At 51.7% G+C, this 16,867-nt stretch carries 16 protein-coding genes and 1 tRNA gene; 6 read left to right on the top strand and 11 right to left on the bottom strand.

Annotation, left to right across the window (positions count from 1 at the left end):
* Nucleotides 1-32: 32 nt before the first annotated feature.
* The 3 genes from N2K86_RS05310 to N2K86_RS05300 all read right to left on the bottom strand — a co-directional run bounded on the left by N2K86_RS05310 (nt 33) and on the right by N2K86_RS05300 (nt 2,631).
* Nucleotides 33-1,112: a YncE family protein gene (locus N2K86_RS05310; RefSeq protein ID WP_260660718.1), complete on the bottom strand. Its 1,080-nt coding sequence runs from the start codon at nt 1,110-1,112 to the stop codon at nt 33-35.
* 276 nt (nt 1,113-1,388) lie between these two features.
* The gene (locus tag N2K86_RS05305) at nt 1,389-1,853 is read right to left on the bottom strand and encodes a hypothetical protein (protein ID WP_260660717.1); all 465 of its coding nucleotides are present in this window, start codon (nt 1,851-1,853) and stop codon (nt 1,389-1,391) included.
* The gene (locus N2K86_RS05300) at nt 1,840-2,631 is read right to left on the bottom strand and encodes a winged helix-turn-helix domain-containing protein (RefSeq protein WP_260660716.1); all 792 of its coding nucleotides are present in this window, start codon (nt 2,629-2,631) and stop codon (nt 1,840-1,842) included. The genes N2K86_RS05305 and N2K86_RS05300 overlap by 14 nt, the downstream gene beginning before the upstream one ends.
* Nucleotides 2,632-3,192: 561 nt before the next feature.
* Here N2K86_RS05300 and N2K86_RS05295 point away from each other — a divergent pair.
* Complete coding sequence (locus tag N2K86_RS05295; RefSeq protein ID WP_260660715.1) at nt 3,193-3,633, top strand: winged helix-turn-helix domain-containing protein; 441 nt, start codon at nt 3,193-3,195, stop codon at nt 3,631-3,633.
* 132 nt (nt 3,634-3,765) lie between these two features.
* Nucleotides 3,766-5,703, top strand: a complete 1,938-nt coding sequence (locus N2K86_RS22595; RefSeq protein WP_313771637.1) for a methyl-accepting chemotaxis protein — start codon at nt 3,766-3,768, stop codon at nt 5,701-5,703.
* Nucleotides 5,704-5,880: 177 nt separating this feature from the next.
* Here N2K86_RS22595 and yahO read toward each other — a convergent pair whose 3' ends face one another.
* Nucleotides 5,881-6,156, bottom strand: a complete 276-nt coding sequence (yahO, locus tag N2K86_RS05280) for a DUF1471 family periplasmic protein YahO (protein ID WP_042718717.1) — start codon at nt 6,154-6,156, stop codon at nt 5,881-5,883.
* Between the two features lie 239 nt (nt 6,157-6,395).
* Nucleotides 6,396-6,472: transfer RNA gene (locus N2K86_RS05275), tRNA-Arg, on the bottom strand.
* Nucleotides 6,473-6,750: 278 nt separating this feature from the next.
* Here N2K86_RS05275 and N2K86_RS05270 point away from each other — a divergent pair.
* From N2K86_RS05270 to fimZ, 3 genes are all read left to right on the top strand, one after another.
* The gene (locus tag N2K86_RS05270; protein WP_260660714.1) at nt 6,751-7,449 is read left to right on the top strand and encodes an EAL domain-containing protein; all 699 of its coding nucleotides are present in this window, start codon (nt 6,751-6,753) and stop codon (nt 7,447-7,449) included.
* A 24-nt stretch (nt 7,450-7,473) separates the two neighbouring features.
* On the top strand, nt 7,474-8,190 hold the full coding sequence (locus N2K86_RS05265) for a helix-turn-helix transcriptional regulator (RefSeq protein WP_260660713.1): 717 nt from the start codon (nt 7,474-7,476) through the stop codon (nt 8,188-8,190).
* Nucleotides 8,191-9,002: 812 nt separating this feature from the next.
* On the top strand, nt 9,003-9,635 hold the full coding sequence (gene fimZ, locus N2K86_RS05260; RefSeq protein ID WP_010428271.1) for a fimbria biosynthesis transcriptional regulator FimZ: 633 nt from the start codon (nt 9,003-9,005) through the stop codon (nt 9,633-9,635).
* A gap of 51 nt (nt 9,636-9,686) precedes the next feature.
* On the opposite strand, the gene sfmF is transcribed toward fimZ, so the two are convergent.
* The 6 genes from sfmF to fimA form a co-directional block, all read right to left on the bottom strand.
* Nucleotides 9,687-10,208, bottom strand: a complete 522-nt coding sequence (sfmF, locus tag N2K86_RS05255) for a fimbria assembly protein (RefSeq protein WP_260660712.1) — start codon at nt 10,206-10,208, stop codon at nt 9,687-9,689.
* A gap of 9 nt (nt 10,209-10,217) precedes the next feature.
* The gene (gene fimH, locus N2K86_RS05250) at nt 10,218-11,225 is read right to left on the bottom strand and encodes a type 1 fimbria D-mannose specific adhesin FimH (protein WP_260660711.1); all 1,008 of its coding nucleotides are present in this window, start codon (nt 11,223-11,225) and stop codon (nt 10,218-10,220) included.
* Entirely contained in the window at nt 11,218-13,776 is a 2,559-nt protein-coding gene (locus tag N2K86_RS05245) for a fimbrial biogenesis usher protein (RefSeq protein WP_260660710.1), read from the bottom strand. The genes fimH and N2K86_RS05245 overlap by 8 nt, the downstream gene beginning before the upstream one ends.
* 14 nt (nt 13,777-13,790) lie before the next feature.
* Nucleotides 13,791-14,483, bottom strand: a complete 693-nt coding sequence (gene fimC, locus N2K86_RS05240) for a type 1 fimbria chaperone FimC (protein WP_260660709.1) — start codon at nt 14,481-14,483, stop codon at nt 13,791-13,793.
* 34 nt (nt 14,484-14,517) lie between these two features.
* Nucleotides 14,518-15,060: a type 1 fimbrial protein subunit FimI gene (gene fimI / locus N2K86_RS05235; RefSeq protein ID WP_260660708.1), complete on the bottom strand. Its 543-nt coding sequence runs from the start codon at nt 15,058-15,060 to the stop codon at nt 14,518-14,520.
* A 69-nt stretch (nt 15,061-15,129) separates the two neighbouring features.
* On the bottom strand, nt 15,130-15,690 hold the full coding sequence (gene fimA / locus N2K86_RS05230) for a type 1 fimbrial major subunit FimA (RefSeq protein WP_260660707.1): 561 nt from the start codon (nt 15,688-15,690) through the stop codon (nt 15,130-15,132).
* A gap of 309 nt (nt 15,691-15,999) precedes the next feature.
* Between fimA and folD the strand changes: the two genes are divergently transcribed.
* Nucleotides 16,000-16,866, top strand: coding sequence for a bifunctional methylenetetrahydrofolate dehydrogenase/methenyltetrahydrofolate cyclohydrolase FolD (gene folD, locus N2K86_RS05225; RefSeq protein ID WP_260660706.1), 867 nt, complete (start codon nt 16,000-16,002; stop codon nt 16,864-16,866).
* The last annotated feature ends 1 nt before the right edge of the window (nt 16,867 follow it).

The following is a 16,867-nucleotide window of genomic DNA, read 5'->3' as shown; positions in this document are numbered from 1 at the left end:
CGCAAAAATGGCCCGTCACCGGGCCTTAGAATTTAGTTAAGTACAATGCGAACCACGCTGTCCGGCCCGTTAGTGGAGTGGTCTTTATTGAAAGCCTGTTTCACGGTGACGTAGAGCGTCTGGCCATCCGCCGACAGCAGCAGGCTGTTCGGGTTCGGTGGCAGATCCCAGGCCTTCTTCACAGCATAGGTGGTGGCATCCAGGCTCAGCAGTTTTCCGCTTTCACGCTGAGTGATGTACAGCTCGTTGCGTTTGGCGTTGAATTTCACCGCCAGCGAATCGCCCACATCAAGCTGTTTAATCACGTCACCCGTGTGAATGTCCAGCACCAGGGTGGTTTTGGCTTTGGAGTTATCAGTGACGAATAGACGTCCGGTGGCCTTGTCTTCCGCGAGGTTCAGCAGCAGGGCTGGTTTGTCGCCCAGCGGCTTCCAGCGTTTTTCGATTTTATTGCTGTGCGGGTTAATGACGAGGATCTCGCCGCCGCCGTTGGCCGCATACAGACGGTCCGTTTGCGCAGACCACAGTAATCCGGTCACCCATTGACCAGCGTTCTTGATGGTTTTCTTTAATTTCAGCGTTTCAGCGTCGACGACCCAAATCACACCCGGATCGCCCACGCCACCCACATACAGCGAACCTTCGTGCAGCAAAATTTCACGGGCGCCGAACGGGAAGCCTTCTTTATTGCGCTCGGTAAACATCAGGCGCTTTTTGATTTTGCCGTCCGCGGTGCTAACGGCACTGATCCCCCCGTCCAGCGAATTGGTGACGTAAACGGTCTGTCCGTCCGGTGAAATCGCCATCGCAAAGTTTTTCAGATCGGTATGGCTGCGGCCGATGGTTTTCAGCGTGGCCGGGTCGAGCTTATAAATCACCCCACCCTGCACATCCTTAAAACCTTCTGCACTGGCCACAAACAGCGCATCACCCTTCGGATTAAGCACCATTTCGTACAAGCCATCGGCGAGTTCACGCTTGATTACGCCCGTTTCAGCTGGCGCCGTTACGGTCTTCTGCGCGGCAGGGGCCGAAGTGGCGGCCTGTTGTGCAGCACAGCCTGAAAGAGACGCTGCAACGAGCAGTGCCAGCGCGGACATTTTTTTGGTCATCAGGAACATCCTTTACCGTTCAAAGATAGTCTGGCGGGGATCTGCGTCGCATTTAACTGCGATTATGGTTGTACAGGCAGGCGATAAGGCCAGAGCAGGATCCACCGTTGTACTCAGCGTTCCATGTGAGATCTGCTCACTGTTGATGCGGGAAATGTCCGTCAGCGCCCGCAAACACTAAAGAGAATGAGAACTATACTCATTATCTTTATATGATCAAGTGTAAATAGACGTAACGCCATAAATTTACTGACGATAGATTGCGGGGGGATCCCTTCAGTTTTTGGTGCAATAAAATAAGGGGGAATTATCAAAGCTAAAAAGGTAGCTTGTGGCATTCATGGGAACGATCTCTACGCTAATGCCGCGATCGCGATAATGGAAAAAGTCGGGAATATGTCGACGGAAGGGTTCATCTTTTTTCGGCAGCTCGTTGGTATCCCTGGAGACTAAAATCACCCGCCCCGCTTCGCGCCAGTAATTGAAGGCAATTTTATTGCTGACGACGATCGGCTGCTGACCCGCCTGGTGATATTCTCCGGTGGAATCGTAACTACCCGTACCGTTATTAAAGGTAAATGTCATGAGGGAATCCAGCCGTGAATCCTCTTCAACAATGATTAAATGACTCTCGCAGGTAAAGTGATTCCGCTGATAATGAATGTACCAGGCATAAAGGAGCGGTGCAGCAATCATCAGAATGATGATCAATCCGTATGCATGTCGGCTAGTCATTTTCATGATACTGGTTCCTGTACATAATGGAATCACATTGCGCCCCCGCAATATCAGATAATTTATCGCATACAATTACCGACGTACCATTTTGAAAACGATTCAGCGTCATATAGGCTACTCCACCTGTTTTGCACTGAATGGGATACTGTTTCGTCAGGGCGGTGTAAATACGCTGGCTATTTATTTTATCATGCCAGGATGAGTAAACCTCGCACCCTGCAATAGTGCCTACTGGTTGATATCCCTCAAACCCGGTGCGCTGTTCAGGTAACTGTTGATAAAGCACCGTACAAGAAAGGAAAAATAACACCGCTGCGACGCCGTACGCTATTTTCCCCGATAATAACCGGAACCGGTTATCTGTTACGTGTGGTAGCGGGTTATCAGGTTCTGGAGGCAGGCTGCCTGGCACTACGACGGTCAGCGGGATAAAACTATCGACCGTTCCCATCTGTATGTGTGCAACCGACTTAAACCCCGCCTTAGGTATGGTTTGCACAACATTATCTGCCAGGCCCGCCATCTTAAGGGCTTTACGGATGGAAGCGATGGTCTGGTATAACGCATTGGTCGAGACTATCGCCCCCTGTTTTTCCCATACCGCCGAAAAAAGATAACGCTGTGTCAGCACCTCGCCGTTGTGTTCAAGCAGTTGGAGCAGGCACTCGCTAACCGGAGCATGAAGGAGCACAGCACGCTCGGGGTAGCCCGCAAGCGGACATAAACGACGCTGTTCGGGTTCAAAAAGCACGGAACCGTTTATCAAAAAGACGGGTTTCATGACGCATCAACCATTAGGGTAAGGGGGGAAAAATCCATTCATCATTGTTATGTTTACGCGTCCGTATACGCTTTCTGATTCAGAAAATTACGCTTCTATATCAATCAATTACTTATTTCCAAATGCGATACTTTGTACCTTTAGGCCATTCCTGAGGTTCGCCTTAATCAGTATAAATCATTTAACTTCACTCTACTTTCTCGTTGTCAAACCGTAGCGTAGCAAAGCTGCCGCATGCGCCGTGATCGCGCACTGCAAGCAGAGATAAATGCTGTGATTCTTCATTATTTTGAATTTTTATCTTGAGCCATCGGGTGAATATCCATTTTCAGAACGTCTGCAATGTCAACATTAACTACATGGTCTTTTACTCTGGAAATACAACTTAAATCGACAAAAACTCTATGCTCGGGTAAGGCATACCCGGTTTCTCATAGTGCACAGGGATGTGTATTGGAAAGCATTCATAGCAGCCATATAATCCACCCTATAAAGAGTATGGATTATCTCAGGCTTATATCCAGGAGTGTATGTTAGTTTACTTAATTTTGGGCAAATGATATGGGCTATCGTCTATATGGATTTATGATCGGTGAAGAAATTCATTTTGATATTTCTAATCGCAGGCTCTACCGACTCACTTGCAGCCATACCGACAAAAATATTGCATTCGCATCTATTTACTTCAATGAAACGATGCTCAGGCTTTTTCTTTTTTTGTTGATGAATGGCAGAACCAGACCGATTTCAAAAGAAGAGCTGTTTGAAAAAATATGGGAGGCACATAATCTAAGCCCTTCCACACAACGATTATGGCAGGTTCTGCACAATCTAAAGAATAAACTGAACATTTTAGGCTTACCCGAAGATTTTATTCACAACATTAAAGGGCGTGGTTACATTATTAATTACCCAGACATCACCCCCGTTTATTACAGAGTGAGCGAACTCCCGGCTTACTCCCTTAAAAAAGAGGAGAAGACAGATAGCCTGAGTGAGTGATGTCAATTCAGGTTTTTGCCCTGAGCATGCATGTGTGAGGGGCTTTTTTTTATCATCTCTCTTCTGCATTAATTCTTCCGTTAATGATTTATTAACACTTTTGTTTGGTTTATACCAACACTGGAATTATATATGAGCATAATCAACCATTTTGCCAATTTAAAAGTCCGAAAGAAGTTATTCTTTGGTTTTTCCCTCGTGCTGCTCGTGACGATTGTTATTCTGTTTTCTGCTTTGCTGGGCATCAGCAACATTAAGGATAAAGTCGAAAAGAACGGCCATACCACCGATCTGTTTAACGCCCTGTCTCAGGTCCGCTTAGGGCGAACGAATTTTCAGTACACGCTCGACCAGACGTACCTGGAGCAGACCAACGCAGCTACCCAGCGCATGCAGAGCATTGTCGCCAGTATGGCAACATTGTCATGGTCTCCGGATGGCAAAAAAGCGGTGGAAGATACGGCAAACTCGGTCAACAGCTACGTCGCGACGCTGGTGCCTTTCACCCAATCCCTGTCAGAAAAGAGAATCAGCGAACAAAAACTCAGTACTCAGGAATTGTGCGATAACGCCGTGTTGGCATTCGCACTTAGCCGCACTGACATGCTGGACACTCAGCACACCCTTGTGGCCGCACAGTTTGCTTATACCCTTAGCGATATCGACTCCCAGATGACGCTGTATAAACAGCGTCCTACGGATGCGTTATTAAAAGACATCCGCGCACGTCTGGAGACAGCGAAATCAGACGCCGAACAACTGTTACCGGTTGTGGCCGAGGAACAAAAGGTCTGGCTACAGTCTGGCCTGGAAGAGATGCAAGATGTCGCGGCTGAATTATTGAATTACCAAAAGGTGTGGAATCGTCAGGTGACGCTTTCCGATACCTTAACCGATAAAGCCCTAACGCTGACGCATGCCATCCAGACGGTGTTTGACCTGCAGCAGAAAAAAGTGACCGATACCGTTAGTAGCGTTCAAATACAGATGGGCATTGTTGCTGCCATTGGTATTGCGCTTGGTATCCTTATGGCAATGGGCATCACGCTGTCCATCACCCGTCCACTTAATGAAACCCTGGGTGTCGCGGAGCAAATCGCCCGGGGCGATCTTACCAGCACGCTGACCAGCACACGTCGTGATGAGCCGGGTCTGTTGATGCAGGCCGTCGCGACCATGAATGCAAACCTGAAAAGCATTATTAATGATGTGCGCAATGGGGTGGACAGCGTCGCGCGTTCGTCTTCAGAAATTGCTGCGGGCACTATGGATCTCTCCTCGCGCACCGAACAGCAGTCAGCCGCCGTAGTCGAAACCGCCGCCAGCATGGAAGAGTTAACCTCTACCGTCGCGCTCAACGCTGAAAATGCCAACCATGCGCGACGCCTGGCAGATGAAGCCTCACAAAATGCGACCGAAGGAAGTCAGATCTCATTGAAGGTGATTGATACGATGAAAAACGTGCGCAGCAGTTCGCACCGGATTTCAGAGATCACCACCGTGATTAACAGTATCGCCTTCCAGACCAATATTCTGGCGCTGAACGCCGCCGTTGAAGCCGCCCGCGCGGGAGACCAGGGTAAAGGCTTCGCCGTGGTAGCAGCCGAGGTCCGAACCCTTGCCCAGCGCAGCGCGCAGTCAGCAAAAGAGATTGAGAACCTGATTAACGAATCGGTCGTGCATGTGGATACCGGCTTTAATCTGGTTGAAAGCGCAGGTGAAGCGATGGCGAAAATTGAGATATCCGTGGCACAGGTGCGTGACATCATGAACGAGATTGCCGCCGCCACCGATGAGCAAAGCCGCGGAATTTCGCAGATTGCCCAGGCCATGGCAGAAATGGACACGACCACTCAGCAGAATGCCGCCCTGGTGGAGGAGTCTTCCGCTGCGGCCAGCTCGCTTGAGGATCAGGCCGTACAGCTTGAAAAAGTGGTGTCGATATTCCGCGTCTCAAACGATCATACTGCGCATCCTGAACCCCGAAGAACAGAAAACCTGCACACCGCCAGCGTCTCCCCTCATGAACGGCCTTCCCTCCGAGACCAGGACGACTGGGTCAAATTCTGATAACCGCCGCGCGGAGGGCGTTGAAACAGAGGCTCAGGCAGACTACCTGCGCTTAAGGAATTGCGATTTTTTGCAAGGTGACTACTTCTGCAAACCCTTGAACATTCAGCAAATTGTCGGGGTAATTAACACCTGCTGAGGAACAGCCACCCCACAGGTGGGGTGGCTGCAATGACATTATTTCTTCTTGTAAATATCGGCTGTGCCGTGAATTTTGTTGTTGGTGTTACCGGAAGTCAGCACCAACACATCAGCGCCTTGTTTGTCTGCTTTCTCAATCAGCTCTTTCTTCGCATCATCAACCGATACTTCATTTGAAGTATTAACAGTACCGATTTTTTCATACTGCGATTCCACTTTCTCGAATTCGTTTTTCGTCAGCAGTTCAGCAGCAAAGGCATTGGTGGTAAACAGAAACGCGGTTCCCAACAAAATAGCAGTCGTCTTTTTCATAACCTTTTTCCTTGAGATGAGTCGGCAACTACAAAGTCCTCACACACAATGTTGAGGTGTATTGAGCATGGTAGAGAATCTCAGGAAATGCCATACGTTCGGAAAAATTCTTTTATAACAACCCATTGCAATAAATAACTAACGAATATTAAGAATATTCAAATCACACGCGACGCCCGCGATATCAATGTTCGCAAATCGGATACGGTGCTGAAGGAAAGATGGAGGCAGGGAAAGCATGGCACGCCCTGTAGGATTCGAACCTACGACCTACGGCTTAGAAGGCCGTTGCTCTATCCAACTGAGCTAAGGGCGCACGGAGAAACGTGAACTTCGCGGTGGTGAAACGCGTGGAATTATACGGTCAATGGCAGGTGAGTCAATGCCTTTTCCCCGATCTGAATCGATAACGGCTAGCTGATTGTAAATACGGCTATTTTTTCAACATTTTCAATGCATCCCACGTAGAATTTACCGCTGCGAAAAGGCTTAGCTGCTTTTAAGTAACGCCTGCTGTTTTCCTGTAGGCCACCTCGTCACACTGGTGCAAGGTATCCCGGCCGCCTGGAGGCTGACAGACAACAGGACAATGGAGTGACAGCGCAAAACCTGACCTATACGCCTCCCCGGCTAAAGCATATTTCTCATGATATCACCGGCATCAAACTTGAGCCCATCGTTGCCCTCGCCTCTTCGCACAGGATCGGCGTAGAGGTGCTCAGCATTCTGTCACCCGCGCTGCAAAGTGAAGATTTTTTCCGCGAACAATCGGCAGAGCAGTCGCTTATGCTGCTGGAAGTGCAGCTCGGTGTGCTAAAAAATGCGCTCGCCTGTAACAATATTTTCATCAATCTGCCGATAACCGTACTCATGGTGCCAGAACTTTTTCAGCGCCTGCTGCAACTGCGAAGCCCGCCGCTGAATATAGAGATTGTCGACCCTGTCGACTTTTTCACACTCTCCGATACACAGCGGCAAGGCGTCGCCCAGCGCCTGAAGCAGCTCACCATGAAGGGTCACCGCATCTGGCTGGATGACGTAGACGACAGTATTGTCCAGCCCTTCTTATCCTGGCCGCTGCCACTCAGCGGCATAAAAATCGATAAGGAAACCTTCTGGCGTATGCGCGCCACCCCTGCGCTGGGGGAACTGGTTTCCCGCTGTTTTCGGCTTGCCGGAAATGTGCTTATCGAAGGTATTGAGACTGAACGGGATCGTTCCTGCGCACGCCAGGCAGGGGCACAACTCGGCCAGGGGTATTACTGGCCATCCTGGACATGGCCGGAGGATTAAACAGCCATCTCCAGGAGGGAGGCCATGGGAATGACAGTGCGCCGTTACCGTCGGCGTCGAACAGGAAGTGACGCACTGGGATTTACACGCTCGCCTTTTGCTCCCCCCTTCTTTGACCGACTCGAATTTTTGAGCCAGTCCACCAACCTGACCCATAAAACTGACGCCCCGTTTATTCTTCTGGTCACGGAAGATCATTACCTGCGCACCGGAATTCTGAACGGAAATTTCCCACTAGGCTGTTGCTCTGACTATCCGGTGCTGGAAGATGCCTTAAGCGCGTTGAATCAGTGGCCATCCGCGCGTCTGGTGGTTGATATCGACAGCCGCGCCACGGCGCTGATCGACAAACTGGATCAGCTAAGACGATATAGCCTCTACCCTCCTTTTCTTACCCCTCATCTGCTTGTCAGGGCAGATGATTACGATACCCGCCTGTTCTGCAAAGCGGCGGGGCCCTTTCATGTGCTTGAACGACAGTTGCCCGCTGCGGCGCTGCAGCAGTACCTGCTGGAGACAAGGCCTCCGCAAGGTTCGGTGAAAGAGTGGTTCACGCGCAGCGAATGGCCCATTTTACAGGAGCTGTCTCGTGGCAAAACGTTACGTCAAATTGCCCTGATACAAAACCGGCCCTACAGCCGCATTATTTATCGGCTCGGCTGTATTCTGGCCAAACTGGGATTGAACCATCGCCAGGAATTACTGCATCTTCTCAATAACCTCTCAGACTGCACGTTTTAACTTAACCATTAACCCATTCATTCCTAAAGACCTTTAAGAAATAACTTACCGCAGATGTTAATATTTTGTTTTAATTTAACAATTTCATCGAATTTACAACTATTCCTAATTTATCCTCTTGAACCACGTGAAATATCACTGAAAATGCCTATCTCAGCACTTTCCACCATCCGTTAAGCGATGAGGGAGTCCGTTAAAAAGATGATAATGATGTAAAAACAATCGACTGATCTGTACAGGCCAGGAGCGGTAAGTGCAGGTTTCAGCATATCCTGCTGTTTAATTTTAGGTTTAGCCTTCAGATCCTCCCTGGCTTTCAGATGAAGATTCCACGCCCGATCCCGCCGATTTTTTGCACTTGTTGTAGATGCACCACACCCCTTTCTTCCCCCTCGTTTTGTTAACAACCATTTAACACAAAGTGATATATGTCATTTTTTGTTATTACATAAAGATGAAAAAATGTGGTAAATGGAATAGCAGGATATTTGCGCTAAATTTAAAATAATAGCGATTCAGATCCAGAAGATAATACAAAGCAATGGACCAGAATTAATTTACAGGGTTTTCGGAGAAAACTTACACGGTATAATAAGACGAGTTGCAAATATGAATAAGAAAAACCTTTTTGCCACACCAGCCAAATGAGATAACCGCGCTGAGGCATTAATTTACTCGCTACGTTAACAAGGATGCTTTCGCTCTTTCCAGGGAATTACTACCGTAAAAGGATCACCATTTATATCCTTCCGGCATTTAGAGAGTTTGAACAAAACTCCGCATAACGCTTTTAACAATCTGAGGCATTAAAAATGAAACCGGCATCCGTTATCATTATGGACGAACACCCTATTGTCAGAATGTCGATAGAAGTCCTGCTACAGAAAAATAAAAATATCATAGTCAAACTCAAGTCTGGCGATAGCCATGAAGTGCTTGATTGTATTCGCAACCACCCCATCGATCTGGTTATCCTGGACATCGAACTGACGGGAACCGATGGGTTTTCATTACTCAAGAGAATCAGAAACCTAAACAAAGACATCAAGGTTTTGTTCCTCTCGTCAAAATCAGAGTCGTTTTACGCTGGACGCGCCATTCGCGCAGGGGCCAATGGCTTTGTCAGCAAGCGGAAAGATTTGGGTGAGATCTACAACGCGGTGGAAATGATACTGATGGGCTATTCTTTTTTCCCTTCAGAAACGCTGAACTTTATAAATCATCTGGGCTCCGGGAAAGGTATCACGCCGGATATGCCATTATCGAATCGTGAAGTCACGGTGTTACGCTACCTAGCGAATGGGTTATCCAATAAGGAGATTGCGGAGCAGTTGCTATTAAGCAACAAGACCATTAGCGCGCACAAATCAAATATTTATTCCAAGCTCGGCGTACAGAGCATTGTGGAATTAATAGATTACGCGAAAGCACACGAACTGCTATAAACTGAATTCACTCCCCGCAACTTAAGTGAGTTGCAGGGAGTGCGGTCAGCGCTAATTATAATTGATCATAAACGTGGCATCCGCATCGGCCCGTCCCGGCTGAGGGTTATCTGCTGTGGCAATATAATTGGCAAAAAACGACAGTACCGCATTACCTTCTGCATCAACCGTCACCGGCTGGCTGGCCTGCTGAAGATCCAGCCGTGTTTTATCCGCATCGCGGATCTCCACGGCAACCTTGTCTGCTGTACTGCCATCATTGAGCGCCAGCAAACCGCTGTCGCTGCCGTCCGTTTTTCCCGAAAACGTAATGGAGGCTGCGCCAGGAGGACAGCCGGTCAACTTCAGCGTAAACGGCATAGGCTGCGTGCGGCTCCCCGTGGTTCTTAGCTGTTTCGTCGGCCAGGTGCCCAGCGTGACGACCTTATCGCTGTCATTGCCTTCGGCCACGCAGGTGAAATCGACGATATTGCCATAGAGCTGAATGTTAATTTCGCCCAACGCGGTCTCTGCCTGAGCCTGTGAGCAAAGCGCCAGAAGCGCCACGGCGACAAACCGGATCCCGTTTTGCATATCTGCTCCTTAGTCGTAATCCACACGCAAGTAGCCGCGAGAGGTGAAACGCCCTTCCGCAGGTTTATGACCTGTTACGCTGACAGGCCAGGCGCGGATCCCCACCTTTGCCTGGGCGCTGTCGTCCAGACGGAACGGGATTTTGCTGGTCAGGTTGTTGGGTGTCAGCGGCACGCCATTTTCATTGGCAATGACAAAACCCACATCAGCGTTGTCCGACACCAGCGTACTGCCTGAGACTTTTTCAGCTTCAACGCGCATCGTTAGCATGGCGTTCGCCTCAACGTTTGTGCATTTTATGGCGATTGTTTTGCTTTGCTCGGACACGCCTTCCGGTTTGTTTCCCGCGCCCGCTTTACTGAATAAGGATGCACCGATATCACCGAAATCAAACTCCACAATACTCCCGGCATTAATTTCACAGCTTTGCGGCACCTGAATTATCCCGCTGTAGCTGATCGTATAGACCGGCGTGGTTAACGGATCGGAGGAGGTCGTGGTGACGTAAACACGGAACATAGTGGATTGGGGGATCACCACCATATTAATAAAACGTCGGGTCACTTTAAGACGAAAGACCAGACTTGAATCCTGAACACCAAAGGGTTGGTTTTTGGACACATTCGGGTGGCTCCCCATCTGAATGTAACTTTTAGGAGGATAAAACACGCCAGCATAGCTGTCGGTGATTTTCATTGCCCCATCCAGATAGTCGTTAAGCTTTAGATACTGGTAACCATCACTGGTCCCTGTAACCGGGTAATCAGTCACATAGCTACGCTTGGTCGTGTTCCCGGTTGTCCCCTTCGGGCAGACGGCATTCACGCCCACCCACTGAGATTTCTCGCTGAGCGTCACCACCTGCCCAACCTGGTTATTCGAACTGTTGAATTTATCCGTCAGGTCGTAATGCACCTCAGTGGGCACACCTTTTTCATTGACGCACACCGTCGCGAATGCGTTAGCCACCGGCAGAAAAGCCAGAAGCGATAAAGCGAGGCTTTGGATTTTAATCACAGCGAATCCCCTTAAGTGTGATCGCCTGTTGAAGGCTCTGTTCTGGCAAGCTATAGCTCGCACGGCATTGGGACTGCTTTCCATCGCCCCACTGGATAAGCAGCTCACCTTCCAGCGGCAGCCCGCTGAGGTAAATCTGCCCGTCATCCCCCACCATGCTGGTGACGCCGCTTTGCGTTTCACGCACCACCGCACCAAACGGCACAGGCTGGTCGCCGCGCTTGACGGTGAGCAGTGCGCGTACGCCAATACGGGTATCGAAGCTGGCGCGCACCAGCGCCCCTTTGGTCGGCACCACGCTGCTTACGTTGTTTTCGATGTCGGTGTTGTTGCTCATGGTATTGGTGTCCAGCGCCACGCGGTTGTAGCGGTAGACGGTGGCATACGGCATCACCGCATAGCCTCGCCAGTCGGTTTTCACCCCGGTCTGGTTTTCCACGCTTACCCCTGACGCCCCCGGCGCTTTGATCAGGACGTTGGTGTCACCCAGCGGCTGGCTGAAGGTCACCCCGTCTGAATGCCCCACCACGCCGCCGGAAAGCTGCCAGTTGAGGTCGTGCTGGTCGCGGGCGTAGTTGTAGCCCACGCCCAGCGTGCCGTAGGTCGCCTGCCAGTTGGCGCTGGCGCTGCCGCTTGCGCCGTTATTGCTGGTATGTCCCTGGGTGACGCTATAGTTGAGGTTGCGGTCTTCGAGCAGGGTTCCGCTCACGCCGGTCTGCCAGCTGGTATCGCCGTCGCTGTTACGACTGGCAGAAGCGGTGGCGTAGGCTCTGTCGATGGCACTGTCGCGGCGATAGCCATGGCGGGTAAACAGGCTGAACGGCACGGAGACGTTAAACGACGCAATCCGGTCCGTACCGTCGATCCCAACGGCCTTGTTCCACGACCAGGACACGGAGTAGTTGATCCCCTTCACGCCGCCCGCGTAGCCCAACTGATACCAGACGTTCGATTCACTGGTGCCCCAGTAGCTTTGCTGACTGCCCGAAACGTAAACCGAGCCGTAATCCCCCAGAGACTGAGAAATGTTGAGCTGGAAGCGCCCTTTTTTGTTCCACGTCAGGTTGTGATAGCTCTGCACGTCCGGCACGCCGTCATCGTCCTGACCTTCGCCATACTGGTAGCCTTCCATTGAGCGCCACGCCACATCGTCCAGGGTGTAGAACCCTTTGGTAGAGTAGCGATAGCCGAGTAACTGGAAGTTAGTACCAAAGCCGTTAAGGGATTTTGCGTAGAGGAAGCGCAGGGATTGCCCTTCATGGCGACTGTCATCCGCGAGCTGGCTGCGGGCATGGGTGAGATCGAGCGAGACGGCCCCCCAGTCCCCGAGGTTTTTCCCGGCCCCGAGAGCAATCGCGGTATAGCGTGACGCCAGCTGCGTGCCGCCGTACAGCGTATAGCCGTCGGCCAGGCCGGTAATGAGCGTCCCCTGAGCGAAGAACGGTGTGTCCTGCTCGCTGTTGCCGCTGCGGTAATCCCCCGCCACCAGGTCATACTTCCAGCGTCCTTCACGCTGCAGCAGCGGCACGGTGGAGTAAGGCACGGTGTAACGCTGCTGGCTACCGTCCTTCTCTTCTACCGTTACCTCAAGATCGCCGCTTGATGAGGTTGGGTTGAGGTCGGTAATGGCAAATGCCCCTGGCTGGACATAGCTCTGGTAAATGACATAACCGTTCTGACGGATCACCACTTTGGCCGGCGTGCGGGCAATACCGCGCACGGTTGGCGCGTAGCCCTGCATGCTGTCCGGGTACATGCTGTCGGAGGAATAGAGCCGCCCGCCCCGAAAACCAACGCTGTCGAAAACATCGTTACCGGTATTGCTGTCGCCCAGCACCAGCTCGCTTTTCAGCGGAATGACGGTGCGCTGCGCCCAGGTTCCAATATTCTGCCAACTGTTGTGACGTTGCCCGTTACTTTGGGTGTAACGCCACGCGCCGTTATTGCGTAATCGCCAGGCACCATAGTTCAGCCCGCTCTGCAGGTTCAGGTAATAGCTGTCGTCATCGCTGCCCCGGTTGCCGGTAAAACTGTAGTTAACCAGTGCGGCGGGGATACCCTCATCCCACTGTTCAGGCGGAATGTACCCCCGGGCGCTGTTTTGCATGGCCACCTGCGGCAGGCTCACGTTCAGACGCAGTGACGCAAAGTTGAAGGCCGTTTCGCTGCCGGGAATAGCCGTTGTTAGCGGAACGCAGGTCTCCCCCTGCACGTTTGCCAGATCCGGGAACGCCGCAATGTTGACGCCGAAACGGTCGAGCATGGCGCGCGTAATGCACGGCGCTAGCCCGCCCGCGACGGGTGGGGTGTTTTCAGCGTGTTCAAAGCGCACGTCCTGCGTGCCGATAAACTCATCGTTGCGCCAGATGTCCACGCGATAGACGCCCGGCGCCTGCTGGTGTCCTTGTTCAAAACGCGACAAATCCGCCACGCTGGCGGCATCGTCGGACAAAAAGGCCGGGTTGAAGTAGCTTTCGCTCCAGCCGGTGTGCGGCCAGAACGTTGTCATCAATGCCAGTGCAACCGGGCAGTAACGCCATTGAGTGTTCATCGCCCTGACTCTGCTCACAGATTAACGCTACGCGCCGGAGTAATAGCGCCGTAATCATTGACGCTCTGCCAGAAGAGCGTGCCGCTGGCTGCGGTTGGCAGCACCTGCTGGGCCGAGTTTTTCGGCGCGACCATCAGGTTTTCCAGCGTCTGACCGCCAAGCTTCAGGTTAACCAGCGTGACGTAGTAGGGCGAAGCATTGCTCACCTTCAGGTGGTTCCCGACGCGTTCAAAGCGCAGCTGGGAGAGCGCCTCTTCCGGCGGCATCGGCAGGTTAGCCGGGCGCACAAACAGCTTAATGCGTGACAGTATGGCCAACTGCAGCACGTTATTGTTCTCTGTTTTCGCCTTACTCACTGACGGAATTGCCTTCACGTTCATGTAAAAAAGCGATTCGCGATCGGCGGGCAGGGTCGGTCCGGCATAAATAATGCGCAGCGTGTTTTCGCTGTCCGGCTCGCTTACAAACAGCGGCGGTGTGACGGCAAACGTTTTTTCTTTTTGCCCGTTGGCATTTTCAATCCACGCGTTAATTAAATAACGCTCTTGCTTGTTACTGTTGGTGATCGCCAGCGATGTCTGTTTTGCATCTGCCGGATAAATCACGCGCGTCGCGCCCAGCGCGATTCCGCCGGAGGCATTCGCACAGGCAGAAACCATCATCAAAATAAAAGATAAAAACAGTCCGGGTTTAATCAGTGTGTTCATCACAACCGTACCTTTAATAATGTGTTCGCAGGCGTCAGGGATAAATCAACGTAAACCAGACATCCGACTGAATATTGCCTGGCACGAGGTGTTCGGAAATCGCCCGGTAGCGAGCGCTGAAATGAAACGCCAGCTCGCGGGTATCAATGGGCAACCAGCTGACCGCCGTGGCGTTCGGGATAATCTGACGTTGTTGTTCGTCGAAAAGCGCCAGCCCAACGCCGCTGCTGACAGGGGTTTCACCTGGTCGCGATGTCGCCAGGAAAACCTGCGGATCTTCTGCAGGGGTAGCGCCCTGAAACTGGATCCCCACGGTACGAGAAACGTCCACGCTGCAGTCGAGCAGCCGTACGGTGAAAGGCACGTTTACCGTGGAAAAACTGCCGACGCCGGAAAATGAATTGGTGCGGTACTGCCCCATATCCACGCGCATATTCTGGCTATCAGGCGCCACGGCGCAGCCGCCGTTGACCAGTTCCCCTCTCAGGTGAACTTTGCCGCCGTCGATTACCACGGTATGTGCGTTTACCGCTGAGGCAATCGCAAGGGCAAAAAACAGTATCCCAGTCCTTGTCATCCTTCGTTCCCGGCATTAGCGATTAAAAGACCTCCTCCCTGAGGTCGACCACATCCCTGTAATCAGGCATTACTCGTATTTCATAACGAAGGTTGCATCAGCGTTCGCCTGGCCTGGCTCGGTGGTCGCAGCAGTGGCTTTATAGCGCGCGGTGAAGTTCAGGGTGTTCGTGCCTTCAATCAGGTTCTGCGCGGCAGAGAAGGTGGCACCGTCTGGGGTCAGGACGCTGGATTTGCTGTCGAGGATCTCGATACCCACGCCTTTCGCGCTGTTGTCGTTGTTACCAGAGGTAACCGCCAGCAGAGTTTTATCCGTCGCGTCGATCTGACCGGTGAATGCCACCGCAGCGGTTTTCGCAACCAGCGGATCGCAATCGTTCAGTTCAATGGTGAACGGAATATTGGAGGTGGTGTCACCCACTTTGGTGAATTTCGCGGTACGGTACTGACCGAGATTAACCGTCTGCTCGGAAGAATCAGTATTTACTGAACATGCAGCATTCACTAATTCACCTTTAAAATGCACGGTACCGCCATTAACGGAAACCGGCGTTGGATCTTCAGCGTGAGCGGCACCCGCGACCAGGGCCAGAGTTGCAATAACGGTAGAAGCAATGTTGCTGAGTTTCATGTCTATTCCTTTAAAATGTAAATAACCCTTCCCGCGGATAATCGGGAATAAGAAATACGTTCAATTGGTTAATTGAAAGCTTATTTCGGAGGAGACAAAGTAGCTCAGGAAACTATTTTAAAATATGTCAAAACACTGCCATTTTACCAGGTTACATCCTATTCCCACCTAGGAAATTGACCATACCTTCCACAAGGTTTTGTGGCCTCATGATGAAATCTCGCAAAGGGTGACTGACAGCGGCGCTCGCTTCTGACAAAATATAGGCAATCCCCCCTTTCAAACGTTACAGACGGAATCTTCTCTCTGATGGCAGCAAAGATTATTGACGGTAAAACGATTGCGCAGCAGGTGCGCTCTGAAGTCGCGGAAAAAGTGAAGGCGCGTAAAGCTGCCGGAAAACGCGCGCCAGGGCTGGCCGTTGTGCTGGTTGGTAGTAACCCGGCATCGCAGATTTATGTCGGCAGCAAACGCAAAGCGTGCGAAGAGGTGGGGTTCGTCTCCCGCTCTTACGATTTGCCGGAAACCACCAGCGAAGCGGAACTGCTGGAACTGATTGACACCCTGAATGCCGATAACGAGATCGACGGCATTCTGGTACAGCTGCCGCTGCCTGCGGGCATCGACAACGTGAAGGTGCTGGAACGTATCTCACCGGACAAAGACGTGGACGGTTTCCATCCGTACAACGTGGGCCGCCTGTGCCAGCGCGCGCCGCGTCTGCGCCCGTGCACGCCACGCGGCATTGTGACGCTGCTTGAGCGTTATAACATCGATACTTACGGCCTGAACGCCGTGGTGATTGGTGCCTCTAACATCGTGGGCCGTCCGATGAGCATGGAGCTGCTGCTGGCGGGCTGCACCACCACCGTGACCCACCGCTTCACCAAAAACCTGCGCCACCACGTCGAAAATGCGGATCTGCTGATCGTCGCGGTCGGCAAGCCGGGTTTTATTCCGGGCGAGTGGATTAAAGAGGGTGCGATTGTCGTGGACGTGGGCATCAACCGTCTGGAAAGCGGCAAAGTGGTCGGCGACGTGGTGTACGAAGATGCCGCGGCGCGTGCTTCTTACATCACGCCGGTCCCTGGCGGCGTGGGCCCGATGACCGTTGCAACACTGATTCAGAATACTTTGCAGGCATGCGAAGAGTACCACGACGTAGAGGAAGCATAAG

The organism is Enterobacter mori (assembly GCF_025244905.1).
In the GTDB taxonomy this organism is placed as follows: Bacteria; Pseudomonadota; Gammaproteobacteria; order Enterobacterales; family Enterobacteriaceae; genus Enterobacter; species Enterobacter mori_A.
This window is presented reverse-complemented; position numbering and strand designations above follow the sequence as displayed.